This is a genomic window from Sphingopyxis sp. KK2 (genome assembly GCF_001990265.1).
Classification (GTDB): domain Bacteria; phylum Pseudomonadota; class Alphaproteobacteria; order Sphingomonadales; family Sphingomonadaceae; genus Sphingopyxis.
The window spans coordinates 34,369-58,310 of sequence record NZ_LYVN01000008.1; the positions used below are offsets into that span (position 1 = coordinate 34,369).

Genomic DNA, 23,942 nt, shown 5'->3' on the forward strand with positions numbered 1-23,942 from the left:
GACCCGGCATCCAGCTTTTAGGGTGACGCGATCACGTAGAAGCCAGCGCCGCCTTCTTCGCCGCCCGCTTTACGGGCTTCGGCCGCTTGAACCAGAAGCTCCACACCGCGAGGCTGCCGAGCATCGTCATCGCGAGGCCCGAGATCGTCAGCAGGATGCGCCACGTCCAGCCGCCGACCTTCGACGCGTGGATCGGAAAGGCCATGTTGAACGCCTGCGCACCCGGCGGCAGCGCGAGCGCGTCGCGCGCGGCGAGCAACTCGCCCGTCGCGGCGTCGAACGCCAGCGTGGTGCGGCCGTTGGGCAGCCATTCGGCGGGCTGTTTCATGCGCAGGCTGATCGGGTCGCCGGGCTTGCGCGGCAGGCTGAGGATTCGGAATTCGGCATCGGGAAAGCGCCGCCGCGCCTCGGTGAGCATCGCGCTATAGTCGACCTTCGCCGCGAGCGGGCCGCCCTTGTATTTCGGCGGATCGAGCGCCTTCGCGGTTTCGGCGACCGGGCCGAAGGGCGCGACCACCCCCAAGGCAAACGGGCGAAAGATCATCATCGTGCCGGTGACGACCGAGATCAGCAGCAGCGGCGCTACGATCACGCCGAGGTCGCGGTGGTGCATGACGATCGCGGGCCGGCTCATCCGCTTGGGCCACAGCCGGAACTGGAAGGTCTTGCGGGTGCGCCACCACAGGATGACGCCCGAGACCACGAAGAACAGCCCCGCGAGCCCCGCGATGCCGATCACCCATTCGCCGCTGTCGCCCGCGAACAGATGATGGTGGAAATCGAAGATCCACAGCTCGGGCCGCTCCCACTGGCTCGCCCAGCGCGTCACGATGTCGCCCGACTGGCTGGCATAGGCGCCCGCTTCCTTGCCGAAACGAAGCTGGTGCAGCCCGAAACGATCGTCGGCATAGATGATGCCCTGCGCGCCCGGCAGCGCCATCAATTTCTCGGTGGTCGCGGTGACCGTCGCCAGGTCGCCGCGCAGCGCGTCGCCGGTGCCGGGGAAGCCGATCCACAGATAATCGTAGAGCAGGATCGTGCCCGACAGCCCGAGCAGCGCGAGCACGAGGCCGAGCAGGCCGCCGGTCCAGCGGTGGAGGGTGTCGAGCAGTTTCAGCATGTCGGGCGCGCCAGATCCTAGAAACGATAATCCCAGCCGAGCGTGACGGTCCGGCCGCGCCCGGTGAAGAAGCGGGCATTGTCGGTCGCCGCGACGGTCGAGCGGATCGTCTGGCTGTTGTAGGTGACATAGTCGACATTGAACAGGTTCGAGGCCGCGAGCGTGATCCCGCCGAGGCGGGGAAGGTCATAGCGCACCACCGCATCGGTCAGCGTGTAGCCTGAAAAGGCGGTGTTCGCCGGCGCGCCATCGAAGCGGCGGTCGAGATAGAAGCCCGCCTGGACGCGCGCGGACAGCGGCCCGTGGTTATAGCTCGTCCAGACATTGACGCGGTCGGGCGAGATGTTCGCGCCGTCGAGGTCGATATCGACCTTGTCGTCCTTGTTGCTGTCGGTGCGGCCCGACAGATGGGCATAGCCGGTGCCGATCTTCAGCCCGTCCACCGGAAGCTCGACCGCAAGATTGATCTCGAAGCCCTGGATTTCGATGCGCTGGCGCTGGACATCATAGACGCCCGCGCTGTTCAGGACCAACAGGCCGCCATCCTTCGACGTCGACCAGAAATAGGAGGCGCTCGCATCGAGCGGCCCGCGCTTGATCTCGATCCCGATCTCGCGGTTGTTCGAAATGACCGGGGTGACGTTGACGTCCTCGATGCGGAAATTGGGCTGGGTCGCGCCGTTGACCGCGCGCAGGATGCGGCCGACGTCGGCGATCGAATAGCCTTCGGCATAGCTGGCATAGGCGCGAATGCCTTGCGCCGGCTCGACGATCACGCCGCCATTGAGAAGCAGATCGTCGAAATTGCGGGTGCCGCCGCTGACACGCGCCGAGTTGTACGAGGCCAGCGTCACATAATCATCGACCTTGAGCTGGCCATTCTCCCAGCGCCCGCCGCCCGCGAGGCGGACGACGCCGTCGAACAGTTTCAGATTGGCCTGGCCGAAGGGGGCGAGGGTGCGGAAGGTCGTCGGCGGGACCCAATAACGTCCGGTCGCGAGCAGGCCCTGCTGCGTCTTGTCCCACATCGAGTCGAAGCCGAGGGTGACGTTCAGCGCGTCGAGAAATTGCCGTTCATAGCTGACGCGCGCGCCCAGCTTGCGCGAGCGGTTCGCCGACTGGTCGAACAGGGTGCCAACGGGCGCGATGCTCGCGTCCTGGAAGGTCGCGCTCACATCGCCGCCGAAGATGTCGCGCGACCGGTTGAAAAAGGCCTGAAAGACCAGGTTGCCGCCGCCGAGATCGGTGTCGGTGAGCGTCAGATTGACGGTTTCGACCCGGTTCGAAGCGGCTTCGCCCTGAATGTCGCCACGTTTCGAGCTGGTGGGAAGGCCCGTCGCCCGGTTGCCCGCGACCTGAATCCAGTCGCCATTGCCTTCGAGGTTGAAGCGCGTCGCGAACAATTCGAGTCGGGCGGTCGACGAGAGGTCATAGCCGAGGCGCGCAAAGAAGCTGAGGCTCTGGCTGTCCTGCACATCGCCCTGCGTATTGTCGATGCCGATGCGGCGGCCCGCGCCGTCATAATAAAGGCCGCGCGCTTCATAGGCGACGCCGCCGGTCACATCGAAGGCGCCCCGGCGATAGGAGAGCAGCCCGCCGAGCTTGCCGCCGAAGCTGTTGTCTTCGAAATTGCCCGTCGACCCTTGCGCCAGCACGCGGCCGGAGAGGCCGTCCTCGCGCGGTGCCTTGATCACCACCTGGTTGACCACGCCGCCGGTCGCGCCGATCCCCTGCAAGGCGTTCGAGCCATAGATCAATTCGACGCGGTCGAGGAAAAAGGGGTCGATCGTATAGCCGTCGCGCGATCCGTCGCGGATCGGGGTCGATTGCGGGATGCCGTTGATCGCGTAGAGCGGCGAGCGACCGCGCAGCGTCTCGCCCGCACCCGACAGCTTCTGCCGCGTCGGCGAGAAGCTGGGGGTCAGATTTGCCACCGCGTCGATGACCGAGCCGGAGATCGCAACCTGTTGATCGAGAGCCTCTTCGGTAATGACATCGATCGTCAACGGCAGCGCGCTGGGCGGCAGCACGGTGCGCGCAGCGGTGACGACGATCATGTCCTCGCCCTTTTCTTCAGCGGCCGGAGCGCCGTCTTGCGCCAGGGCGGGCGACGACAGCATCGTGCAGGTGAGGGCGGCGGCGACAAATTTGCGATTCATTCTCAACTCCTGTTTGCGGCGCCGCTAATGCGAATAATTTGCGAAAACAAGAGGAAATGGGTTTCGAGACCGACAGGCGGCGCGTTCTCTGGAGGCTGTTGAATATTCGCCACACCCCGAAAAGCGCGCTATCACCAGCGCATGCGCGAGAAGGAATTGCGGTTCGCCCTGATTTGCTACGGCGGCATCAGCCTTGCCGTCTATATGCACGGCATCACCAAGGAGGTGTGGCGGCTCGCCGCCGCGTCGCGCGCCTTTCACGACGGCGGCGCGCTCAGTGGGGTCGGGACGGTCTATCGCGACCTGCTCCTCGCCATTTCGGAGCGCAGCAACGTCCGGCTGCGCGTGCTGGCCGATATCGTCGCGGGGGCGAGTGCGGGCGGCATCAACGGCATCTTCCTCGCGCGCGCGCTCGCGACGGGCCAGTCGCTCGACCCGCTCACCGACCTGTGGCTCGACGATGCCGATGTCGACCATCTGATCGACCCCGATGCGCGGCCCTTGTCGGCGGCGACCAAATTCTGGGCGGTGCCGATCGCCGGCTGGATGATGAAGAAGCGCGGCAACGTCATCGACCGCACGGTGGGCGAGGGCGCGCAGGACGAGGTGCGCGCGAAGCTGTCGCGCTTCGTGCGCGCGCGCTGGTTCGAACCGCCCTTCGGCGGCGAAACTTTCTCCAACCTGCTGCTCGACGCCTTCGACGCGATGGACCGGGGGCCGCGCGGGCCGGTGCTGGTGCCGACGGGACAGCCGGTCGACCTGTTCGTGTCGGTCACCGATTTTGCGGGCCACCGCGTCTCGCTGTCGCTCAACAGCCCGGCGCGGGTGACCGAGGACGAGCATCGGCTGATCCTGCGGTTTCGCGAGGACAGCCGCGCCGGAAAGACGCTCGACGACATGCCTGGCCTCGCCGCCGCAGCGCGCGCGACCGCGAGCTTTCCCGGCGCCTTCCCGCCCTTCACGCTGCGCGAACTCGACCGCGTGCTCGAAAAGCGCGGCATCGCCTGGCCCGGCCGCGAGACTTTCATCCGCACCCAGCTTCCCGCCGGCGGCGAAAGCGACCCCGCCGACCGCGTGCTGATCGACGGTTCGGTGCTCGCCAACGCGCCCTTCCGCCCCGCGATCGCCGCGCTCAAGCAGCGCCCTGCGCGGCGCGAGGTCGACCGCCGCTTCATCTACATCGATCCCAAACCCGATTATCGCTCGATCAGCTTCGGCAAGCCCGGCGAGTTGGCGGAGGGTGATACGCCGCGCCTGCCCGGCTTCCTGCCGACGATCCTCGGCGCGATGTCCGAAATCCCGCGCGAGCAGCCGATCCGCGACAATGTCGAGGCGATCGAGGGCATGTCGCGGCGCATCCGCCGGATGCAACGCATCGTCGATGCGATGAAGGTCGAGGTCGAAGAACAGGTCGCGGCGCTGTTCGGCACGACCTTCTTCCTCGACACGCCGACGACCGCGCGGCTTCAGAAATGGCGCGCTAAGGCGCAGGATCAGGCGGCCGAGCGCGCGGGTTTCGCTTTCTCGCCCTATGGCCATCTCAAGCTGTCGGCGATGGTCGAGGAACTGGTCGGGATCGTCGACCGCCTTGCCCCGCCCGAGGGCGATATCCACCGTTCGATCCGCCGCCAGCAACTCTGGGACGAGGTGCGCGCGCGCGGGCTCGACCGCATCTCGGGCAAGCGCGGTGCGGGGGCGAGCGGCGACGCGGTGACCTTCTTTCGCACCCACGACCTCGGCTTCCGCGTTCGCCGCCTGCGCTTCCTCGCGCGCGAACTCGACCGCGTCGTCGAGGCGCAGCGCGACGCGCGCGACCCTGCGTGCGACGCGATGCGCGACACCATCTACCAGGCGCTCGGCGTCTATCTCGAGCGCGAGGGCGACAGCTGGTTCGCCGACCTCGACCTGCCCGCCGACGCCGATGCCGGGCAATGGATCGACGCCATCGCCGCGCGCCGCGACCTCATCGGCGCCGACGCCGATGCCGACGCGCTGATTGCAGAGGGGCTCGGCGCGCTGCCGAAGGATGACCGGCGCGCGCTGCTGCTCGCCTATCTCGGCTATCCCTTTTACGACATCGCGACGCTGCCGCTGCTGCAGGGCGAGGGGTTCGACGAATTCGATCCGATCAAGATCGACCGCATCTCGCCCTCCGACGCGACCGCGATCCGTAGCGGCGGTGCGGCGGCGATGCTCAAGGGCATCGAGTTCAACAGCTTCGGCGCCTTCTTCAGCCGCGCCTACCGCGAGAATGACTATCTGTGGGGGCGGCTCCACGGCGCCGACCGGCTGATCGACATCGTGGCGAGCAGCGTGGCGGGCGATACGGCACTGCCGGCGGATGCGCTGAAGGCGATCAAGCGCCGCGCCTTCCACGCGATCCTCGACGAAGAGGAGGCGCGATTGCCGAAGGTGGCGGCGCTGATCGCGGAACTCAGGGACGAGATCGGCTAATTGTCTTCGTCATCCCCGCGAAGGCGGGGATCCAGCTTGCTATGACGCTGAATAAGCTGGACCCCCGCCTTCGCGGGGGTGACGGAAAAAGGAAAAGGCGTTGCAAGCGATCAATCGGTCAGATCGTCCCACATATCCTTGATCTTCGAAAAGAAGCCCTGGCTCGCGGGGCATTCCTCGCCGGTCTCGGTCTCGCGGAACTCGGCGAGCAATTCCTTCTGCCGCGCGGTGAGCTTGGTCGGCGTCTCGACGTCGATCTGGACGACGAGGTCGCCGTGGCCGCGTCCGTTGAGCACCGGCATGCCCGCGCCGCGCTGGCGCAGCTGCTTGCCCGACTGGATGCCCGCCGGGATGCGGATGTCGTGCTTGGCGCCGTCGAGCCCCGGGATGCTGATCTCGCCGCCGAGCGCCGCGGTGGTGAAGCTGATCGGCGCGCGGGTGAACAACGTCGTCCCCTCGCGCTCGAACACCTTGTGCCGCGCCATGTGCAGGAAGATGTAGAGGTCGCCCGGCGCCGCGCCGCGCGCGCCGCTTTCGCCCTCGCCCGACAGGCGGATGCGCGTGCCTTCGTCGACCCCGGCGGGGATGTTGACGGTCAGCGTCTTGCGCCGGTCGACGCGGCCCTCGCCATGGCAGCTGTTGCAGGGGTCGGCGATGACCTCGCCCGCGCCCTGGCAATTGGGGCAGGTGCGCTCGACCATGAAAAAGCCCTGCTGCGCGCGCACCTTGCCGTGGCCGGCGCAGGTGGTACAGCGGCTCGTCTGCGTGCCGGGCTTGGCGCCCGATCCGTCGCAGCTGTCGCAGCGCGCCGCGACATCGACCTGGATTTCGCGGCTGATACCGGTGAAGGCGTCCTCGAGCCGGATTTCCATGTCGTACCGCAGGTCGGCGCCGCGCGCCGGGCCGCGCTGCTGGCGCCCGCCACCGCCGAAGGCCGAACCGAAGATCGATTCGAAAATATCGCCGATGTCGCCGAAATCGGCATTGCCGCCTGCGCCGCCAAAGCCGCCCGCGCCGCGCACGCCTTCCTTGCCGAAACGGTCATAGGCGGCGCGCTTCTGCGGGTCCTTCAGGCAGTCATAGGCTTCGCTGATCGCCTTGAAACGCGCCTCGCTGTCGTCGCACCCCGGATTCTTGTCGGGGTGGTATTTCATCGCGAGCTTGCGATAGCTTGCCTTCAGCGTGGCGTCGTCGGCGGTCCGCTCGACTTCGAGCAGTTCGTAATAATCGATGTCGAGCGACATAAATATCATGCCCCCTCAGCCCCGCCGCGCTTTCGGGGCGCGGCGGGGAGAGTTTCTTACTTCTTGTCGTCTTCGACTTCCGAGAATTCGGCGTCGACGACATCTTCGTCGGCCTTCGGAGCTTCGGCATCGGCGCTGGGGGACGCCGCGGCCTGCTGCTCCTGCTCGTAGATCGCCTGGCCGAGCTTCATCGCGACCTGCGCCAGCGCCGCCGACTTCTCGGTCATCGCGGTGGCGTCGCCGCCTTCGACCGCAGTCTTGGCTTCGGCGACTGCGGCTTCGATTTCGGCCTTCAGGCTCGCGTCGACCTTGTCGCCATGCTCGCGCAGCTGGCTTTCGGTCGAGTGGATCAGGCTTTCGGCGTTGTTCTTCGCCTCGGCCGCCTCGCGGCGCTTCTTGTCCTCTTCGGCGAACTGCTCGGCGTCCTTGACCATCTGGTCGATGTCGGCGTCGCTGAGCCCGCCACTGGCCTGGATCTTGATCTGCTGTTCCTTGCCGGTGCCCTTGTCCTTCGCGTGGACCGACACGATGCCGTTGGCATCGATGTCGAAGGTCACTTCGATCTGCGGCACGCCGCGCGGCGCCGGCGGGATGCCGACGAGGTCGAACTGACCGAGCGCCTTATTGTCGGCGGCCATTTCGCGCTCGCCCTGGAACACGCGGATCGTCACCGCCGACTGGTTGTCGTCGGCGGTCGAATAGACCTGCGACTTTTTCGTCGGGATGGTGGTGTTGCGGTCGATCATGCGCGTGAACACGCCGCCCAGCGTCTCGATGCCGAGGCTTAGCGGAGTGACGTCGAGCAGCAGCACGTCCTTGACGTCGCCCTGCAGCACGCCCGCCTGGATCGCGGCGCCGATCGCGACGACCTCGTCGGGGTTCACGCCGGTGTGCGGTTCCTTGCCGAAGAAATCCTTCACGACTTCGCGCACGCGCGGCATGCGGGTCATGCCGCCGACGAGCACGATTTCATCGATTTCCTTGGGATCGACGCCGGCGTCCTTGATCGCCTTGCGGCACGGCTCGAGTGTGCGCTTGACGAGGTCTTCGACCAGCTTTTCGAGGTCGGCGCGGGTGATCGTCTTGACGAGGTGCTTCGGACCGCTCGCATCGGCGGTGATGAAGGGCAGGTTGACCTCGGTCGTCGCGGCCGACGACAGTTCGATCTTCGCCTTTTCGGCGGCTTCCTTCAGGCGCTGGAGCGCGAGCTTGTCGCCGCGCAGGTCGATGCCTTCGTCCTTCTTGAAGGTATCGGCGAGGAATTCGACGACCTTGCTGTCGAAATCTTCACCGCCGAGGAAGGTGTCGCCGTTGGTCGATTTCACCTCGAACACGCCGTCGCCAACCTCGAGGATCGAGATGTCGAAGGTGCCGCCGCCAAGGTCATAGACCGCGATCGTCTTGTTCTCCGACTTGTCGAGGCCGTAAGCGAGCGCGGCCGCGGTCGGCTCGTTGATGATGCGCAGCACTTCGAGGCCGGCGATCTTGCCGGCATCCTTGGTCGCCTGGCGCTGGGCGTCGTTGAAGTAGGCGGGGACGGTGATGACCGCCTGCTCGACCTTTTCGCCCAGATAGGCCTCGGCGGTTTCCTTCATCTTCTGGAGGATGAACGCGCTGATCTGCGACGGCGAATAATCCTCGCCGCCGGCCTTGACCCACGCGTCGCCGGTCGGGCCCTTGGCAATGGCATAGGGAACGAGTTCCATGTCCTTCTTGGTCATCGGATCGTCGAAGCGGCGGCCGATCAGGCGCTTCACCGCATAGATGGTGTTTTCGGGATTGGTCACCGCCTGGCGCTTAGCGGGCTGGCCGATCAGCCGCTCGCCGTCCTTGGCGAAGGCGACGATCGACGGCGTCGTGCGCGTGCCTTCGACATTTTCGATAACCTTGGGCTTGCCGGCTTCCATCACCGCCACGCAGCTGTTGGTGGTGCCGAGGTCGATCCCGATCACTTTGGCCATAGTCTTACACGTCCTTCATAGTCTCATTGGCGCCCTGAAGAGGCACGCCTGAACAGGTTTCTGGCCGCGATATAGGTGCGCTAATCCTTGGCACAAGGACTCATTCGGCTTATCTGGGACAGGAAATTCCCCCTGTTACGGAGTATCCGCATGAACCGCTTTGCCCGCCGCCTCTTCCTTGGCGCCACGCTCGCCGCCACCGCGCTCACGCTGGCGGGTTGCGAGGAAAATCTGGGCAAGGGGCCGGTGCTCCATATTTCGGGCGGCGAGGTCCGTATGGGTGCGACCCCCGACCGCCCGGCGGTCGGCTATTTCACCGTCAAGGGCGGCGACGCGCCGGTCGATCTCGTCGCGGTGTCGGCCGACCTCGCGCAGCGCATCGAGATGCACGAGAGCGTGAAGGAAGGCGGCATGATGACGATGAAGCCGATCGAACGCGCCGCGGTGCCGGCGCGCGGCAGGCTCGAATTCAAGCAGGGCGGCAAGCATCTGATGATCTGGGGGGTCAATCCCGCCGCGGTGCGCGAGGGCAAATTGTCGCTCGTCTTCATGTTCACCAACAACGACCGGATCGTCGTCGACCTGCCGATCAAGAACGCCTCGACCGCTGCGGCTGCCGACGGCGCCGCGATGGATCATGGCGCGATGGACCATGGCGCCGAGGCCGCCGGCAAGGCTGCCCCGGCGGCGGACGCGGCGAAGAAATAAGCGTCCGTGGAGCGCGGGGGGCGCCGGCTGACCGGGGGAGAGATCGCGCTCGCGCGGAGCGTGTTCGGCGACGCGATCGACTATGACGCGGTGCGCATCCGCCACCGCAAATGGATCTTCTTCCAGCCGCGCCAGGTCGTGATGGCGCCGATGGGGCATCTCCATTTCCACCCGCGCGGCGACGTCTATTGCGACGATTTTTCGTGCCCCGCGAAGGACGCAATGCGCGCCAAGGGGCTGTTCATCCACGAAATGACGCATGTCTGGCAGGCGCAGCAACGCGGCCGCTGGTACCTCGTCTTCATGCGCCATCCCTTTGCGACCTATGACTACAGCCTCAAACCCGGCTGGCCGCTCCACCGCTACGGGCTCGAACAGCAGGCCGAGATCGTGCGCCATTACTGGATGCTCAGCGAGGGCATGACGATCGGCGGCGCGCCGGGGATCGAGGCCTATCGCACCATCCTGCCCGCCGAATGGAAAAAAGCCGCATGAGCGATTTCGAATTCGTCTTTGCGCTCTACAGCCTGCTGCTCGGCCTTTCGATGGTCGAGCTTTTGAGCGGGCTCGGGCGCGCGCTCGAAACGCGCTTCGCAGCCGAGGAGAGCCGCGCCAAATTCGCGATCGGCTGGCTGACACCGTTGCTCGCGGTGTTCGTGATGCTCGACCTGCTCTCCTTCTGGCAGGCGGCGTGGACGCTGCGGCAGGACATTGCGGTGTCGGGCCGCACCTTGATGGCGGTCGCGGCCTTTGCCAGCCTCTATTTCCTGGCCGCGCGGCTCGTCTTCCCGTCGCAGCCCGAGGGCTTCGCCAATCTCGACACCCATTATTTCCGCGTCCGGCGCGTCGTGCTGGGGCTGCTTCTCGTCCTGCTGGTGGCGCAGCTCGCCGTCTATCTTGCGCATCCCGCGCTCGCGGCGATGTTCGCCGATCCGCGGATATGGGGCACGACGCTTGTCCTGATCGCGCTGATGGTCGCCGCGATGTGGGTCAAGAGCGTCCGGGCGAGCATCGCGATCCTGTCGCTGCTCGTCGCGCGCTATGTCATCGTCTATCTGGTGTAAAGGAGAGTGCCATGCCCGAAGTCCTCGACCGCTTTCGCTCCTCGACCTGGGGCTGGCTGCGCGGCACGCTGCTCGGCTGGCTGACCCTGCTGCTCTGCCTCGTTGGGGTGGGCTTCCTGATCATCCTCGCGGTCTGGATCCGCAATCTCGACGTAACCTATGAATTGACCGAGGATCGGCTGATCCTGCGCAAGGGCATCTTCGTGAAAAGCATCGACGAGATCGAACTCTATCGCGTCAAGGACGTCCGCATGGATTTCACCCTCGTGAACCAATGGGCGGGCATCGGCACGCTCGGCGTCGATTCGTCCGACGAGACGACGCGCGACGGGCCGCTGGTGATTCCGCATATCGAGCGCGCCGCCGAACGCCGCGAGGAACTGCGCCGGCTGGTGGACGCCGCGCGCCAGAAGCGCCGCGTGCGCGAACTCGATGTCGCGAGCGACCTGCTCTGACCGGTACGCCGATGATCCTCCGCCTCGCGCCCCTGCTGTTCGTTGCCGTGCTGGCGGCGTGCGGATCGGGCGCCACGCGCATCGAGAAAAGCTATCCGATGCCGATCGGCGAACTGCGCGACCATCTGCTCCATCGCAACTATGCGCCGGGCAGCCTTGAAGGCATGCCCGGCTGGCAGGTGGAAACGGAATTGCTCGACGCGGAGATGATCGTCTGGACCATCCATATCGAGGGGCATTCCAAATATAATTGCTTTACCCAGATGACGCCCGACGGCGACGGCCGCGACGAAACCCTGGTCGCGACGCATTGCGTGACCCCGCCCAACGATCTTCCCGATACGCCGACGGCCGAGCGGACGGCGGCGCTCGCAAACATGGTCGACCGCATCCTCTCTTCGGTGACCAACCCGTTCGACAAGAAAGCGCTGGGGCAGGGCGGAAGCCCCTAGCCAAAAGGGCGTTGTTCGATCTATGTTCCGCTCATGGATATCGCCTCGCTGCTCGCTCTTCTCGTTGCCCTCGTCCTCGGGGGGCTGATCGGCTGGCTGTTCGCCGGGCGGCAGGCGGGGGCGCTCAAGGCCGAGCGCGACGGGCTGTCGGAGCGCTTCAAGACCGCGGTCACCGACCTTGCGAAAGAGGCGGAATTGCGCGCCGCCGCCGATCGCCAGCTTGCCGCGATGCTCGCGGCGCAGGGCGAGCGCGACCGCGCGCACGACGCGCAGATCGCGCAGCTCCGCGACGCGCAGGCATCGCTCACCGCGCAGTTCCGCGAGGTCGGGCAGGCGATGCTGGGTGACGCGCAAAAGGCTTTTCTCGAACGCGCCGACGCGCGCTTTCGCCAGAGCGAGGAGAGCGCGGGGCTGAATCTGAAGGCGCTGCTCAATCCGGTGCACGAACGATTGCAGAAATATGAGGACGCCGTCGGTAAGGTCGAGGCCGAGCGCCGCGACGCCTTCGGGCTGCTGCACGGCCAGATCGAATCGATGCGCGCGGGCACCGAACGCGTGTCGAGCGAGGCCGCGAAGCTCGTCAACGCGCTGCGCAACGCGCCCAAGGCGCGGGGCCGCTGGGGCGAACAGCAGCTCCGCAACGTGCTCGAAAGCTGCGGCCTCAGCGAACATGCCGATTTCCAGACCGAGGTCAGCGTCACCGACGGCGACGGCGGGCGGCTGCGCCCCGATGTCGTCGTGCGCGTCCCCGGCGGGCAGAATCTCGTCATCGACGCCAAGGTCTCGCTCAACGCCTATCAGGACGCGTTCGGCGCGGTCGACGAGGGCGAAAAGGCGCTTCATCTCGCCGCGCACGCCGCCGCGATGAAGGCGCATGTCAACACGCTCGGCGCCAAATCCTATTGGAACCAGTTCGACGACACCCCCGATTTCGTCGTGATGTTCGTTCCCGGCGAACATTTCCTCGCCGCCGCGCTCGATCAGGACCCGGTGCTGTGGGACTATGCGTTCGAGCGCAAGGTGCTGCTCGCGACCCCGACCAACCTCATCGCGATCGCGCGCACCGTCGCGGCGGTGTGGCGGCAGGAAAAGCTCGCCAACCAGGCGCGCGAGATCGCGGCGCTGGGCAAGGAGCTTTATGCGCGTATGTCGGTGATGGGCGCGCATATCGCGCGCGTCGGCAAGAATCTCGACCAGGCGACGGGCGCCTACAACAGCTTCGTCGGCAGCTTCGAATCGCAGGTGCTAACGCAGGCGCGCCGCTTCGAGGCGCTCGATATCGAGACCGGCGACAAGGAGATTCCGGTGCTGGCTGCGACCGAACAGACCGCGCGTCCGCTCGCCAAGCTGGCGAGCGCCCCGGCGGCGGTCAACGACGGCGAATAATCCGCGCCCCGTCATTCCCGCGAAGGCGGGAATCCAGCTCTTTCCGACCCTCTGGTCGGTTCCGATGGTTGATCCCAAGACCCTTTGCGTTCTTTGCGTGAGATTATTTTGAATCACACAAAGGCGCAAAGAAGGAAAAAGCTGGATTCCCGCCTTCGCGGGAATGACGACTTTACAATATGGTGCGGCCGGTCAAATCACCCGCTTCAATATCGCCGTCCGCCCCTCGGCGCCGGTCAGTATCAGCGTGCCGTCGCTCGGGAAGCTCAGGCTCACCGGTCCGCGCATCAGGTCGAAAAAGCCATTTTCCTGCGTCATGCCGGCGCCGGGGCATGCCATTTTGGTCGCCATCAGCGGCCCGGCGGTCAGCGTGCCGCCCTTGCTTTCATAGCTGCCCGAAAAGCGGTTGCACCCCGCGTTGCCGCTGAGCTTGGCGCCGTCGAACGCCAGCGAGGTCGGCCGGTCGGCGGCGACCGGCACGCCGCCGATCGATACGAAGCTCCAGTTGGTCCCTGCCAGCTCGGCGGGCGGCAGCACGCCGCCGCCGCAGCCCTTCACCGTCTTGCCCTCGGCGGTCAGCGTCACCGTGTCGCGATAGCGGCGATCGCTCATCCCGTCGCTGCATTCGCCGTGGGTGATGTCGACCGTGAGCCGCGGCGTCACATAGCGTTCGCCATTGAAGCTCGGCCGCGCGCCGGGGTTGGCGACGACGATCTTGGTGTCGCCATAGTCGCCGTCGTAATTGAGCATGCCGGGGGTGATCTCCAGCGTCCAGCCGGGCTCGGTGCCGAGCGCGAAATAGCTTGGCGCGAGCGGCGCGCCGGGGGCCTGCGGCGCGTCGGCGGCGGGCACGCAGCCGGCAAGGGCGACGCCGAGCGTCAATATGGCAAGCGGCTTGAACATGGTCGTCTCTCCAAAACCCGTTTGCATCGAGCGGCTCGACACGAACGGGGGAGGGGCGGTGTAGTTGCACCGTGCTGTCGCGCGACTGAATGCTATTTTCGCCGCTGGTTCAGCACCTCATAGGCCATCACCGCCGCCGCGACCGCGGCGTTCAGGCTGTCGGCCTTGCCCATCATCGGCATCTTCACCCGCACATCGGCGGCGGCGGCATAGGCTTCGGGCATGCCTTGCGATTCATTGCCGATGAGGATGAAGGTCGGCGCCGCATAGCGCACCGCCTGATAATCCTGCGTGTCGTCGCCCAGCCATGTCGCGACCAGTTTGCCCGGTCCGCTGCGCAGCCAGGGCAGGAACTCGTCCCACCGCGCCTGCACCAGCGCCTGCGTGAAGATCGCTCCCATGCTCGCGCGCACCGCCTCGACCGCATAGGGGTCGGTCGATTCGTCGAGCAGGATCAGCCCACCCGCGCCAACCGCGTCGCCGGTGCGCAGCATCGTGCCGAGGTTGCCCGGATCGCGCAGCCGCTCGGCGACAAGCCAGATCGGCGCCGTGCCGCGATCGATGTCGGCCAGTGCGGTCTTCGGCTCGGCGTAGATCGCGACGATCGCCTGCGGATTGTCCTTGCCCGACAGCTTCGACAGGATCGCCGGCGTGGTGTCGATGACCTCGCCGTCGCCCGCCAGCGTCGCGTCGATCAGCGCCTGCGCCAGCGGATGCGCGGCGCCCTCGGGGCCGAGGAACAGCCACAGCGGCAGGATGCCCGCCTCGCGCGCCTCGGTCGCGATGCGCAGCCCTTCGGCGAGGAACAGCCCCTCGGCGCGGCGATGGCGCTTCTCGCGCAGCAGCCGCATCCGCTTTACCAGCGGATTCGACAGGCTTTCTATCTGTGAACGTCGGGCGTTGTTCAGCGAGTTGGGCGCCATGCCCTCAGTCCTCGCCGAAGCTGTCCTTGACCAGCCCCACGAGCTTGAGCAGCGCGGCGTCGGCGCCGTCGCCCTTGGTGTGGATGGTGATCGAATCGCCCTTCGCGGCGCCGAGCATCATCAATCCCATGATCGAGGTGCCGTTGACGCGGCTGCCACCCTTTTCGACCTCGACCGACACGGTTTCGGGCAGGCGGCTGACGAAAGTCACGAACTTGGCGCTGGCGCGCGCGTGCAGCCCGCGCTGGTTGGTGATCTCGACCGTCTCGCTATTTTCGCTCATGGACCAACCCCCAGCATTTCGGATGCGACGGAGATATATTTCTGGCCCGCCTCTTTTGCGGCGATCACCGCCGGGCGGATGTCCATGGTCTTGCGCGCGCTTTCCAGCCGGATCAGCATCGGCAGGTTGACGCCGGCGATCACCTCGGTGCGCCCGGCTTCGAGCAGGCTGATCGCGAGGTTCGACGGGGTGCCGCCGAACAGGTCGGTCAGCATGATGACGCCGCGGCCTTCGTCGACCTTCTGGATCGCGTCGGCGATTTCCTTGCGGCGCATTTCCATATTGTCGTTGGGGCCGATGCACACGGTGGCGATCGCGCGTTGCGGGCCGACGACATGTTCCATCGCGGTTACCATCTCCTCGGCGAGACGGCCGTGGGTGACGAGGACCATCCCGAGGAGCGGCAATGCTTTGTCCGTGGCCATGAAGTGCGAGACCCTTATGCTTGTTTGCCGCCGCCGGATGCGGGAGGTGCGGACGGGGGCCTGCCCTCAAGCCCATCTTGCGGGGCGGAGTCAAGGTTGCGGTGGGTCACCGTCGGTGCATGACCGGCCGACCGTAGCGTCCGGGCAACACGTTCGGCGACATGGACCGACCGGTGGCGCCCGCCGGTACAGCCGAAGGCGATGGTGACATAGCTTTTGCCCTCGGCGCGATAGCGCGGGAGCAGCGCGAGCAGCAGCGTCTCGATCTGGCCGACGGTCGCCTCATAGGCGGGGTCGGCCATGACATAGGCGGCGACGTCGGGGTCGAGCCCGGTGCCGGGCTTGAGCTTCGGGTCCCAGTGCGGATTGCGCAGATAGCGCATGTCGAACACCAGGTCGGCGTTGCGCGGCAATCCGCGTGCGAAACCGAAACTCAGCACGCTCAGCACCGGCTCGTCCTCGCCGCCGTCGCCGAAGCGTTGGCGCACCTCCTGCTGCAGGTCGTTGCTGCTGTAATTGGTGGTGTCGATGACATGCTCGGCCCAGCGGCGCAGCGGCTCCATCATCTCGCGCTCGCGCGCGATGCCGTCGGCGGCGGGGCGGTCCTCGGCCATCGGATGGCGGCGGCGCGTTTCGGAAAAGCGGCGTTCGAGTTCGGCGCCCGCGCAGTCGAGGAAGAGCGTGTCGATGTCGCGCCCGCCCGCCTCGCGCAGCTGCTTCATCCGCTTGACCAGCGGCGCGGGTTTGAACCCCCGGCTGCGGCTGTCGATCCCGACCGCGAGCGGCCGGCCTTCGTTCCCCTGTCCGCCGGGCGCGTCGAGCAGCGCGTCGAACAGCGCGACGGGCAGGTTGTCGACGACCTCCCAGCCGAGGTCCTCGAGCACTTTCAGCACGGTCGACTTGCCCGCCCCCGACAGGCCGGTGACGAGCAGCAGCCGCGGGTCGCGCGCGCCCGTCATGCCCCGACCCCCAAGCGGTCGAGCGCCATGAAAATCTTGATCGGCGCCGAGGCCTCGAAGCCCGAAATCAGCACTGCGGGCAGTTCGGCCCCCGCGACGACCTCGACCTGGTTCGGTGGTGGCATCCGCTCGGGCCGGTCGGACAGGCGCACCGCGAGCGCCAGCGGCACCGGCGCCACGAACGGCTGTTCGACGATGCCGATGCCGCGCACTTCGAGCTTGCCCGCCAGGTTGGCGGGCGGGCGGCACCACAGGCGGCCGCGGTCGAGCCAGATGTCGCAGCGGTCGTCGGCGACCAGCCGCGCGCCGCGATCGATCAGCCGCAGCGCAAGGTCGGACTTGCCCTGACCCGACGCGCCGAGGATCAGGATGCCGCGGCTGCCCGCCGCGACGCAGGTCGCGTGGATATTGACGATGGGGGAAGCGGTCCGGCGCGGCAACATGGACCGCAGGCTTACCGGCGTGTCAGCACGGCTGCAAGGAGATTGGAAGCGGGCGTTCAGGCGGCCGGGTCGTTGGTCTCGGCGGCGGGCAGGGTGATCAGCAGGCTCGCCCCCGGGCTGCCGTCGTCGCGGTCGCGTGCGGCGATATGGCCGCTATGCCCCTCGACGATCGTCCGCGCGATCGCGAGGCCGAGCCCGCTGTGGCGTCCGAACGCTTCGCCGTCGGGGCGCTCGCTGTGGAAGCGGCGGAAAATCGCCTCGCGCTGTGCCGGCTCGATTCCCGGGCCGTCGTCGTCGACGCCGATATGCACTTCGTTGCCCAGCCGCGTCGCGCGCACGCAAACGAGGCCGCCGGGGGGGGAGAAGCTGATGGCGTTGTCGACGACATTGTCGATGACGCGTTCGAGCCGGTGGCCGTCGCCCATCACCAGCGTCGTTCCCTTGCGCGGGCGGGCGAAGGCGATGCGCGGTTGCGGCGTGTTGCTGCCTTCCGCCCGCGCGGCACGTGCGGCGAGCATCGATTCGATCATCAGCCCGACGTCGATCGGCTCGAAATTGGTGCGCGACAATTGCGCGTCGATGCGGCTCGCGTCGCTGATGTCGGTGACCAGCCGGTCGAGCCGCCGCACATCCTCGTCGGCGATGGCGAGCAATTGCGCGCGCTGCTCGTCGGTCTTCACGCGACCCAGCCCCTCGATCGCCGAACGCACCGAGGCGATCGGATTCTTGAGCTCGTGCGTCACGTCGGCGGCGAAATGCTCGCCCGCGTCGATGCGTTCGCGCAGCGCCTGCGTCATGTCGCTGAGCGCGCGTGCGAGCGTGCCGATCTCGTCGCGGCGGCTCGGCAGGCGCGGGACGACGACCTCGCGCGCGCGGCCGAGGCGGACGCGCACCGCGGCGCGCGCGAGCTTGCGCAAGGGGCGGACGATCGTGCGCGCGAGGAAGAGCGAGAGCAGGACCGAGGTCATCAGCACCAGCGCGACGACGACCGCGAGGCGGAAGCGTTCGGCGCGCACGGTGCGCGTGATGTCGCGCGCGTTGAGCGTCATCAGCATCACTTCGCGGATCTCGAGGTCGACGACGCGCGTCGCGGTGAGCAAGGGCGTGCGTTCGGGCGCATAGCGGAAGCGCGCCGCGCCCTCGCCGCTCTGCATCGTCTCGGCAACCTCGGGCCAGGCCGCGCCGCTGTCGACCGATGGCTCCTCGAAATCGGGATAATTGGGTGCGCCGACGATCCAGTCGATGCCGCGGTCCATCGCGCGTGCCGCGTCGCGCTTCCACGGCTGCAGGTCGGGATCGCGCAGCGTATAGGTCGGCGGCCCATGGTCGAAACTGTCGTAAAGCTTGCGCCCGGCCGCATCGTAGAAGCGCAGCCGCGATTCGGTCGCGCGGGTGAATTCGCCGATCAGCCGCTCGCGCTGGTCGGGCCGTGCCGCCTCCAGCGCCTCGTCGAGCATCGCGAGCTGGTCCTTCATCACCTCGACGCGCGTGTCGACCAGCCGGCTGCGATAGGTGTCGAGATAGAAGAAGCCGCCCGCGAGCAGCGCGATCGCGACGATATTGACCGCGAGGATACGCGTCGTCAGCGACCAGCGCGCCGACCAGACGAGCGGCTGGTCCTCGGCGTCGCGCGCGGCGATGTCAGCTTTCGTCGGCAAAACGATATCCCGCCCCGTAAAGCGTGGCGATGGCGTCGAATTCGGGATCGACCTCGCGGAACTTGCGCCGCAGCCGCTTGATATGGCTGTCGATCGTGCGATCGTCGATATAGACATCGTCCTGATAGGCCGCGTCCATCAGCTGGTTGCGGCTGCGCACGATGCCGGGACGCGACGCCAGCGTTTCGAGGATCAGGAATTCGGTGACCGTCAGCGTGACGTCCTTGCCGTCCCATTCGACCTTGTGGCGCGCCGGGTCCATCGTCAGCCGCCCGCGCGTGATCGGGTCGGCGACGGGTTCGTCGGCATCGCCCGGGGCGTTTTTGTTGAGCTCGACGCGGCGCAATATGGCGCGGATGCGGGCGATCACCAGTCGCTGCGAGAAAGGCTTGGCGATATAGTCGTCCGCACCCATCGCGAGGCCCAGCGCTTCGTCGATCTCGTCGTCCTTGCTGGTCAGGAAGATGACCGGCAGCTGGCTCTTTTCGCGCAGCCGTCGCAGCAGTTCGAGCCCGTCCATCCGCGGCATCTTGACGTCGAAGACGGCGAGGTCGGGCGGATTGTCGATCAGCGGCTTCAGCGCCGCCTCGCCGTCCGAATAGACGCGCGTGACGAATCCCTCGGCCTGGAGGGCGATCGACAGGGATTGCAGGATGTTGCGGTCGTCGTCGACCAGCGCGATGGTTGCCGTCATGCTCTTTCCAGTTGGGCGGGCGTCCCGGCAACTAGCCGATCCGCGCCCTTGTCACAACATCACGTGCTTGCCACCGGTTCCCTTACGGCATCTGCCGCATCGCGCGGCGGGCTGCCCTTTAATCTTTTGACCTCACCCCCCAACCTCGCTAACGCGACCGCAATTTCGGAATTCGACGTCCCGTCGGCACCCATGATGATGCGGGCCCAGCGCTTTCGCTTGGCAGTCGCTGCATAGGTATGCAAAGGCGGGCGGAAAGATTGAGAAAGGCCAAGGCAATGACGGATGTGGTGATCGGTTCGACGACCGTGAAAGCGGTGGCGGAAGTGGCCGAAAACTGGGGCACGGCGCAGCTGATCGAGGAAGCGGTGCGCCAGGGCGAAGGCCGACTCGCCAAGGACGGTCCGCTCGTCGTCGAAACCGGCAAGCACACCGGCCGCAGCGCCAAGGACAAGTTCATCGTCCAGGACGACGAAACGCGCGACACCATCTGGTGGGGCAAGACCAACGTCCCGATGACCCCCGACCATTTCGCGGCGCTCAAGGCCGACTTCCTCGCGCACCTCGCCGAGCGTCCGCGCCTCTATCGCCAGCAGCTGTTCGGCGGTTCGCAGCCCGAGCACCGCGTCGCGGTGCAGGTCGTCACCGAATATGCCTGGCACAGCCAGTTCATCCGCACGCTGCTCTGCCGTCCGACCGACGCCGAGCTGGCGGCGTTCGCGGCCGAATATACGATCATCGACCTGCCGAGCTTCCGCGCCGACCCGGCGAAGCATGGCTCGCGCACCGAAACGGTGATCGCGGTCAATTTCAGCGAAAAGCTGATCCTGATCGGCGGCACGCAATATGCCGGCGAGATGAAGAAGTCGGTCTTCGGCATCCTCAACTATCTGCTTCCCGTGAAGGGCGTGATGCCGATGCATTGCTCGGCGAACATCGGCGCGAACGGCGACACCGCGGTCTTCTTCGGCCTCAGCGGCACCGGCAAGACCACCCTGTCGGCCGATGCCTCGCGCACCTTGATCGGCGACGACGAGCATGGCTGGTCGGACACCGCGGTCTTCAACTTCGAGGGTGGCTGCTATGCCAAGATGATCCGCCTCTCGCCCGAGGCCGAACCCGAGATTTTCGCGACCACCAAGCGCTTCGGCACGGTGCTCGAAAATGTCGTGATGGACGCCGAGACGCGCGAACTCGACTTCGACGACGCCAGCCTCGCCGAGAATAGCCGTGGCAGCTATCCGATCGATTTCATTCCGAACACCTCGGAAAAGAATATGGGTCCGGTCCCGCACAACATCATCATGCTCACCGCCGATGCCTATGGCGTGCTGCCCCCGATCGCGAAGCTGACCCCCGACCAGGCGATGTATCATTTCCTGTCGGGCTATACCGCGCGCGTCGCGGGCACCGAAATCGGCGTGACCGAGCCCGAGGCGACCTTCTCGACCTGCTTCGGCGCCCCCTTCATGCCGCGCCACCCGTCGGTTTACGGCAATCTGCTCAAGGAACGCATCGCCAAGGGCGGCGTCCAGTGCTGGCTCGTCAACACCGGCTGGACCGGCGGCATGGCGACGATGGACGGCATCAAGCGCATGCCGATCAAGGCGACCCGTGCCTTGCTCAACGCCGCGCTCGACGGCAGCCTCAACGACGCCGACTTCCGCAAGGACCCGAACTTCGGCTTCCTGGTCCCCGTGGCGGTGCCGGGCGTCGATTCGGGCCTGCTCGACCCGCGCGAAGCCTGGGCCGACAAGGCGGCCTATGACCGCACCGCGCAAACGCTCGTTGGCCAGTTCATCGACAATTTCGCGCAATTTGCCGAGCATGTCGACGAAGGCGTCCGCCAGGCCGCGCCGCAGGCAGCCGTCGCGGCATAATTGACCCGGAAACTTCCGGGTGCTCATTCACCCGGAAGGACCGGAAAAAATGACTACCGACTATAAGCCGCGCCTGTTCGAGCGCGACGAAGACATCCGCGCGATCGGCACCGGCCTGCTCGCGCGCACCCTGCCGCGCGAGGCGTGGACGCACGAGGCGCATCTCGGCGCGTGCCTGTGGCTGCTCAGCGAGCGCCCCGATATCGATATCGACGCCGAGATCGCCACGATCATCAGCCGCTTCAACGAGAGCGTCGGCGGCGTGAACGACGACCATGGCGGCTATCACGACAGCATCACCCGCGCCTATGTCGCGGGCGTGCGGCTTTTCCTGACGGAGACCGCGGAGACGGAGCTGGCGGCGCGCGTCAATGCGCTGCTGTGCTCGCCGATGGGCGGTCGCGACTGGCCCTTGCGCTTCTACAGCCGCGACCTTCTCTTCTCGGTGCCTGCGCGGCGCGGATTCGTGCCGCCGGACCTCGCGCCGCTGCCCGCGGCGTGATAGCGTGGCGCCGGTTCTTCCCAAAGGAGCGCATGACATGAGCATCTTGGACAATATTCTCGGCCAGATTTCGGGCAATGATACCGTGACCAATCTCGCGGCCAAGGTCGGCCTGTCGCCCGAGCATGTCGAGTCGGCGATCGCCGCGCTCGCCAAAAATCACCCGATGCAGGGCGACACCGCCGAAGGCGCCGCCGCAGCAACCGGACTGCCGCTCGACAAGCTGCAGGAGATCATCGGTCACATCGGCGGCGAAGGCTCGCTGGGCCGCTTTGCGCAGATGCTTCAGCAGGACGGCGGATCGGGTATCCTCGGCGCGCTCGACCGCGACGGCGACGGCAACCCGCTCAACGACCTCGGCGGCATCGCGGGATCGCTGTTCGGGAAGAAGTAAGGCGACCTCTCTTCCTCGTCATTGCGAGGAACGAAGTGACGCGGCAATCCAGAGTAGTTCAGGCCGCTCTGGATTGGTTGGCCTACGGCCGCCCGCGGCCCGCTTCGCTCGCAATGACGAAAAGGCTTACCCCTTCGCTCCCTTCACATATTCGGCGACATTCTGCGCAAGCACGTCGAGCGGCACATTGCCGCCCTTGACCACGACATCGTTGAAGTCCCTGAGGTCATATTTCGCGCCGAGCGCCTTCTGCGCAAGGCCGCGCTGGCGGACGATCTCGCTGTGCCCGACCTTGTACCCGCACGCCTGTCCGGCCCAGCTGCAATAACGATCGACCTCGCTCGCGACCTCGAGCGGGTTCGAGCCATTCTCCTTGACGAAGAATTCGACCCCCTGCTCGCGCGTCCAGCGCTTGGCGTGCAGCCCGGTGTCGACGACGAGGCGGCACGCGCGGAAGGCGAGCGACTGGAGATAGCCCAGCCGCCCGACCTCGAAATCGTCATAGAGGCCAAGCTCGTCGGCGAGCTGTTCGGCGTAGAGCGCCCATCCTTCCGAATAGGCGTTGAACGCCAGCATCGTGCGGATCAACGGCATCTGGTTGGCATATTCGCCCTGCCAGGCATGGCCCGGGATCGCCTCGTGCATCGTCAGGTCGGGCAGCGAATATTTGCTGTGCAATTCGGTGGTGCGCAGGTTGATCCAGAAACGCCCGGGGGTCGACCCGTCGATCGATCCCGCGCCGCCATAGGCCGCCGGCGCGCCGGGTTCCTCGGCGAGCGGCAGCCGTTTCACCTCGACATTGCCCTTCACCAGCGTGCGGAAGGCGCGCGGCAGTTCGGCGCGGATCTTGCCGAGCCAGGTCTGGATATAGGCGACGATCTCGGCACGCCCGGCGTCATTGTCGGGGAATTTATATTTGGGGTCCTTGGCGAGCGCGTTCATGCGGTCGCCGACCGAACCGTCGGTATAGCCGATCTTGCGCAGGATCGGGTCCATCTGCCCGTGCAGCGCCGCCAGCTCCTCGCGGCCCATCGCATGGACCTCATCGGGGGTCATGCGCGTCGTCGTGCTCGCGCGCAGCCCCCAGGCATACCATTCGTCGCCGCCGGGCCGCGCCCACATGCCGGCGTCCGTCGTCGCCTTGGGGCGCTGCGCCTTCATCTCGGCGAGCTGGCGTTCGAGCGCCGCGGCGACTGGGCCGGTGACGATCGCCTGCGCGCGGCCTGCCCAGTCGCCCGCGATCTTGGCATCGCGGGTGCGGGTGGCGAGGCTGTCGACCATGCCGCCGCCCGCCTTGGCATCGGCGAGGCTCGCTTCCATCTGCTTCAGCGCCTTGTCGATTAGGAAATCGGGGGCGATCATGCCCTGCGCGCCCGCCGCCTTCAGCCGCTCGGTCTCGCCGTCGAGCACGCCGGGGAAGGCGTTGAGGCGCGACAGATAGGCTTCGGCGTCGGAAGCGCTCTTCACCGGATGGTCGCTGTCGAGGAATTTCGGGACGTCGAGATAGGCGCCGACATTCTGGATCACGACATAGGGCGTGTTGCGCCACCCGCCGACGGCGACGTCGCCATAGGGCAGGGCAAAGCCGTCGAGCGCGACGCCATAGGCGCTTTCGACCACGGCGAGGCTGGTGCGCGTCTTGTGGTCGAGTCCAGTCCGGTCGAATGCCTTCACGCGCGCGAGGTCGGCCTTGAGCGTCTCGGCGAGCGCCTTGACCCCCGCCGCCGACCGGTCGCCGAGCTTGCCGCGTTCGGCGGCGCGCGCGCCGGTATCGATGCCGAGCGAGGTGGCGCCTTCGGGCGAATGCGCGAGCAGATTGTCGGCGACCGAGGACAGCAGCGCGTCGGCGCCGGCGGGGCGCGGCCCGGTGACGAT

Annotated in this window: 23 protein-coding genes; 10 read left to right on the top strand and 13 right to left on the bottom strand. The window is 66.7% G+C overall.

Annotation, left to right across the window (positions count from 1 at the left end; all coding sequences use genetic code 11):
* Window positions 1–31 precede the first annotated feature (31 nt).
* Together B1A78_RS02490 and B1A78_RS02495 are read right to left on the bottom strand one after the other, a co-directional pair.
* On the bottom strand, window positions 32–1,117 hold the full coding sequence (locus B1A78_RS02490; RefSeq protein WP_077145454.1) for a PepSY domain-containing protein: 1,086 nt from the start codon (window positions 1,115–1,117) through the stop codon (window positions 32–34).
* A 20-nt stretch (window positions 1,118–1,137) separates the two neighbouring features.
* Window positions 1,138–3,279 carry a TonB-dependent receptor gene (locus B1A78_RS02495; RefSeq protein WP_077145429.1) on the bottom strand — a complete coding sequence of 714 codons (2,142 nt, stop codon included), beginning with the start codon at window positions 3,277–3,279 and terminating at the stop codon, window positions 1,138–1,140.
* A 141-nt stretch (window positions 3,280–3,420) separates the two neighbouring features.
* Between B1A78_RS02495 and B1A78_RS02500 the strand changes: the two genes are divergently transcribed.
* Window positions 3,421–5,733 carry a patatin-like protein gene (locus B1A78_RS02500; RefSeq protein ID WP_077145430.1) on the top strand — a complete coding sequence of 771 codons (2,313 nt, stop codon included), beginning with the start codon at window positions 3,421–3,423 and terminating at the stop codon, window positions 5,731–5,733.
* A gap of 110 nt (window positions 5,734–5,843) precedes the next feature.
* Here B1A78_RS02500 and dnaJ read toward each other — a convergent pair whose 3' ends face one another.
* Window positions 5,844–6,977: a molecular chaperone DnaJ gene (gene dnaJ / locus B1A78_RS02505; RefSeq protein WP_077145431.1), complete on the bottom strand. Its 1,134-nt coding sequence runs from the start codon at window positions 6,975–6,977 to the stop codon at window positions 5,844–5,846.
* A 56-nt stretch (window positions 6,978–7,033) separates the two neighbouring features.
* On the bottom strand, window positions 7,034–8,938 hold the full coding sequence (gene dnaK / locus B1A78_RS02510; protein WP_077145432.1) for a molecular chaperone DnaK: 1,905 nt from the start codon (window positions 8,936–8,938) through the stop codon (window positions 7,034–7,036).
* A 150-nt stretch (window positions 8,939–9,088) separates the two neighbouring features.
* Between dnaK and B1A78_RS02515 the strand changes: the two genes are divergently transcribed.
* The 6 genes from B1A78_RS02515 to B1A78_RS02540 are packed head-to-tail and all read left to right on the top strand — an operon-like array spanning window position 9,089 to window position 13,003.
* Window positions 9,089–9,646, top strand: a complete 558-nt coding sequence (locus B1A78_RS02515; protein ID WP_077145433.1) for a copper chaperone PCu(A)C — start codon at window positions 9,089–9,091, stop codon at window positions 9,644–9,646.
* Between the two features lie 6 nt (window positions 9,647–9,652).
* On the top strand, window positions 9,653–10,141 hold the full coding sequence (locus B1A78_RS02520) for a vgr related protein (RefSeq protein WP_077145434.1): 489 nt from the start codon (window positions 9,653–9,655) through the stop codon (window positions 10,139–10,141).
* Window positions 10,138–10,710, top strand: a complete 573-nt coding sequence (locus B1A78_RS02525) for a hypothetical protein (protein WP_077145435.1) — start codon at window positions 10,138–10,140, stop codon at window positions 10,708–10,710. The genes B1A78_RS02520 and B1A78_RS02525 overlap by 4 nt, the downstream gene beginning before the upstream one ends.
* Window positions 10,711–10,721: 11 nt before the next feature.
* On the top strand, window positions 10,722–11,165 hold the full coding sequence (locus B1A78_RS02530; protein WP_077145436.1) for a PH domain-containing protein: 444 nt from the start codon (window positions 10,722–10,724) through the stop codon (window positions 11,163–11,165).
* Between the two features lie 11 nt (window positions 11,166–11,176).
* The gene (locus B1A78_RS02535) at window positions 11,177–11,617 is read left to right on the top strand and encodes a hypothetical protein (RefSeq protein ID WP_077145437.1); all 441 of its coding nucleotides are present in this window, start codon (window positions 11,177–11,179) and stop codon (window positions 11,615–11,617) included.
* A 33-nt stretch (window positions 11,618–11,650) separates the two neighbouring features.
* Window positions 11,651–13,003 carry a DNA recombination protein RmuC gene (locus B1A78_RS02540; RefSeq protein WP_077145438.1) on the top strand — a complete coding sequence of 451 codons (1,353 nt, stop codon included), beginning with the start codon at window positions 11,651–11,653 and terminating at the stop codon, window positions 13,001–13,003.
* Window positions 13,004–13,195: 192 nt separating this feature from the next.
* Here the strand turns inward: B1A78_RS02540 and B1A78_RS02545 are convergent, their stop codons facing one another.
* The 8 genes from B1A78_RS02545 to B1A78_RS02580 all read right to left on the bottom strand — a co-directional run bounded on the left by B1A78_RS02545 (window position 13,196) and on the right by B1A78_RS02580 (window position 19,291).
* Window positions 13,196–13,906, bottom strand: coding sequence for an META domain-containing protein (locus B1A78_RS02545; RefSeq protein WP_077145439.1), 711 nt, complete (start codon window positions 13,904–13,906; stop codon window positions 13,196–13,198).
* A gap of 92 nt (window positions 13,907–13,998) precedes the next feature.
* Complete coding sequence (locus B1A78_RS02550; RefSeq protein WP_077145440.1) at window positions 13,999–14,829, bottom strand: RNA methyltransferase; 831 nt, start codon at window positions 14,827–14,829, stop codon at window positions 13,999–14,001.
* Window positions 14,830–14,833: 4 nt separating this feature from the next.
* Window positions 14,834–15,112, bottom strand: a complete 279-nt coding sequence (locus tag B1A78_RS02555; protein WP_077145441.1) for an HPr family phosphocarrier protein — start codon at window positions 15,110–15,112, stop codon at window positions 14,834–14,836.
* Window positions 15,109–15,537, bottom strand: coding sequence for a PTS sugar transporter subunit IIA (locus B1A78_RS02560; RefSeq protein WP_077145442.1), 429 nt, complete (start codon window positions 15,535–15,537; stop codon window positions 15,109–15,111). Before B1A78_RS02560 ends, B1A78_RS02555 begins: the two co-directional genes overlap by 4 nt.
* Before the next feature lie 14 nt (window positions 15,538–15,551).
* Window positions 15,552–16,496 carry an RNase adapter RapZ gene (rapZ, locus tag B1A78_RS02565; protein ID WP_077145443.1) on the bottom strand — a complete coding sequence of 315 codons (945 nt, stop codon included), beginning with the start codon at window positions 16,494–16,496 and terminating at the stop codon, window positions 15,552–15,554.
* Complete coding sequence (locus B1A78_RS02570) at window positions 16,493–16,939, bottom strand: HPr kinase/phosphorylase (RefSeq protein WP_077145444.1); 447 nt, start codon at window positions 16,937–16,939, stop codon at window positions 16,493–16,495. Before B1A78_RS02570 ends, rapZ begins: the two co-directional genes overlap by 4 nt.
* Before the next feature lie 56 nt (window positions 16,940–16,995).
* On the bottom strand, window positions 16,996–18,597 hold the full coding sequence (locus B1A78_RS02575; RefSeq protein ID WP_083733750.1) for an ATP-binding protein: 1,602 nt from the start codon (window positions 18,595–18,597) through the stop codon (window positions 16,996–16,998).
* Window positions 18,581–19,291, bottom strand: a complete 711-nt coding sequence (locus B1A78_RS02580; RefSeq protein ID WP_077145445.1) for a response regulator transcription factor — start codon at window positions 19,289–19,291, stop codon at window positions 18,581–18,583. Before B1A78_RS02580 ends, B1A78_RS02575 begins: the two co-directional genes overlap by 17 nt.
* Before the next feature lie 278 nt (window positions 19,292–19,569).
* On the opposite strand from B1A78_RS02580, the gene B1A78_RS02585 reads away from it, so the two are divergent.
* The 3 genes from B1A78_RS02585 to B1A78_RS02595 are packed head-to-tail and all read left to right on the top strand — an operon-like array spanning window position 19,570 to window position 22,067.
* Complete coding sequence (locus tag B1A78_RS02585) at window positions 19,570–21,171, top strand: phosphoenolpyruvate carboxykinase (RefSeq protein WP_077145446.1); 1,602 nt, start codon at window positions 19,570–19,572, stop codon at window positions 21,169–21,171.
* A 49-nt stretch (window positions 21,172–21,220) separates the two neighbouring features.
* Window positions 21,221–21,673: a hypothetical protein gene (locus B1A78_RS02590; RefSeq protein WP_077145447.1), complete on the top strand. Its 453-nt coding sequence runs from the start codon at window positions 21,221–21,223 to the stop codon at window positions 21,671–21,673.
* A 37-nt stretch (window positions 21,674–21,710) separates the two neighbouring features.
* A complete protein-coding gene (locus tag B1A78_RS02595; protein ID WP_077145448.1) occupies window positions 21,711–22,067 on the top strand; it encodes a hypothetical protein in 357 nt (118 codons plus the stop codon).
* A 126-nt stretch (window positions 22,068–22,193) separates the two neighbouring features.
* Here the strand turns inward: B1A78_RS02595 and B1A78_RS02600 are convergent.
* A partial coding sequence (locus tag B1A78_RS02600) for a DUF885 family protein (RefSeq protein WP_077145449.1) occupies window positions 22,194–23,942 on the bottom strand: 1,749 nt, incomplete at its 5' end.

Excerpts from the sequence above, each read along its gene's own strand:
- B1A78_RS02495 (WP_077145429.1), bottom strand. The coding sequence starts at position 3,279 with ATGAATCGCAAATTTGTCGCCGCCGCCCTCACCTGCACGATGCTGTCG.
- B1A78_RS02500 (WP_077145430.1), top strand. The coding sequence starts at position 3,421 with ATGCGCGAGAAGGAATTGCGGTTCGCCCTGATTTGCTACGGCGGCATC.
- dnaJ (WP_077145431.1), bottom strand. The coding sequence starts at position 6,977 with ATGTCGCTCGACATCGATTATTACGAACTGCTCGAAGTCGAGCGGACC.
- dnaK (WP_077145432.1), bottom strand. The coding sequence starts at position 8,938 with ATGGCCAAAGTGATCGGGATCGACCTCGGCACCACCAACAGCTGCGTG.
- B1A78_RS02515 (WP_077145433.1), top strand. The coding sequence starts at position 9,089 with ATGAACCGCTTTGCCCGCCGCCTCTTCCTTGGCGCCACGCTCGCCGCC.
- B1A78_RS02525 (WP_077145435.1), top strand. The coding sequence starts at position 10,138 with ATGAGCGATTTCGAATTCGTCTTTGCGCTCTACAGCCTGCTGCTCGGC.
- B1A78_RS02530 (WP_077145436.1), top strand. The coding sequence starts at position 10,722 with ATGCCCGAAGTCCTCGACCGCTTTCGCTCCTCGACCTGGGGCTGGCTG.
- B1A78_RS02535 (WP_077145437.1), top strand. The coding sequence starts at position 11,177 with ATGATCCTCCGCCTCGCGCCCCTGCTGTTCGTTGCCGTGCTGGCGGCG.
- B1A78_RS02540 (WP_077145438.1), top strand. The coding sequence starts at position 11,651 with ATGGATATCGCCTCGCTGCTCGCTCTTCTCGTTGCCCTCGTCCTCGGG.
- B1A78_RS02545 (WP_077145439.1), bottom strand. The coding sequence starts at position 13,906 with ATGTTCAAGCCGCTTGCCATATTGACGCTCGGCGTCGCCCTTGCCGGC.
- B1A78_RS02550 (WP_077145440.1), bottom strand. The coding sequence starts at position 14,829 with ATGGCGCCCAACTCGCTGAACAACGCCCGACGTTCACAGATAGAAAGC.
- B1A78_RS02555 (WP_077145441.1), bottom strand. The coding sequence starts at position 15,112 with ATGAGCGAAAATAGCGAGACGGTCGAGATCACCAACCAGCGCGGGCTG.
- B1A78_RS02560 (WP_077145442.1), bottom strand. The coding sequence starts at position 15,537 with ATGGCCACGGACAAAGCATTGCCGCTCCTCGGGATGGTCCTCGTCACC.
- rapZ (WP_077145443.1), bottom strand. The coding sequence starts at position 16,496 with ATGACGGGCGCGCGCGACCCGCGGCTGCTGCTCGTCACCGGCCTGTCG.
- B1A78_RS02570 (WP_077145444.1), bottom strand. The coding sequence starts at position 16,939 with ATGTTGCCGCGCCGGACCGCTTCCCCCATCGTCAATATCCACGCGACC.
- B1A78_RS02580 (WP_077145445.1), bottom strand. The coding sequence starts at position 19,291 with ATGACGGCAACCATCGCGCTGGTCGACGACGACCGCAACATCCTGCAA.
- B1A78_RS02585 (WP_077145446.1), top strand. The coding sequence starts at position 19,570 with ATGACGGATGTGGTGATCGGTTCGACGACCGTGAAAGCGGTGGCGGAA.
- B1A78_RS02590 (WP_077145447.1), top strand. The coding sequence starts at position 21,221 with ATGACTACCGACTATAAGCCGCGCCTGTTCGAGCGCGACGAAGACATC.
- B1A78_RS02595 (WP_077145448.1), top strand. The coding sequence starts at position 21,711 with ATGAGCATCTTGGACAATATTCTCGGCCAGATTTCGGGCAATGATACC.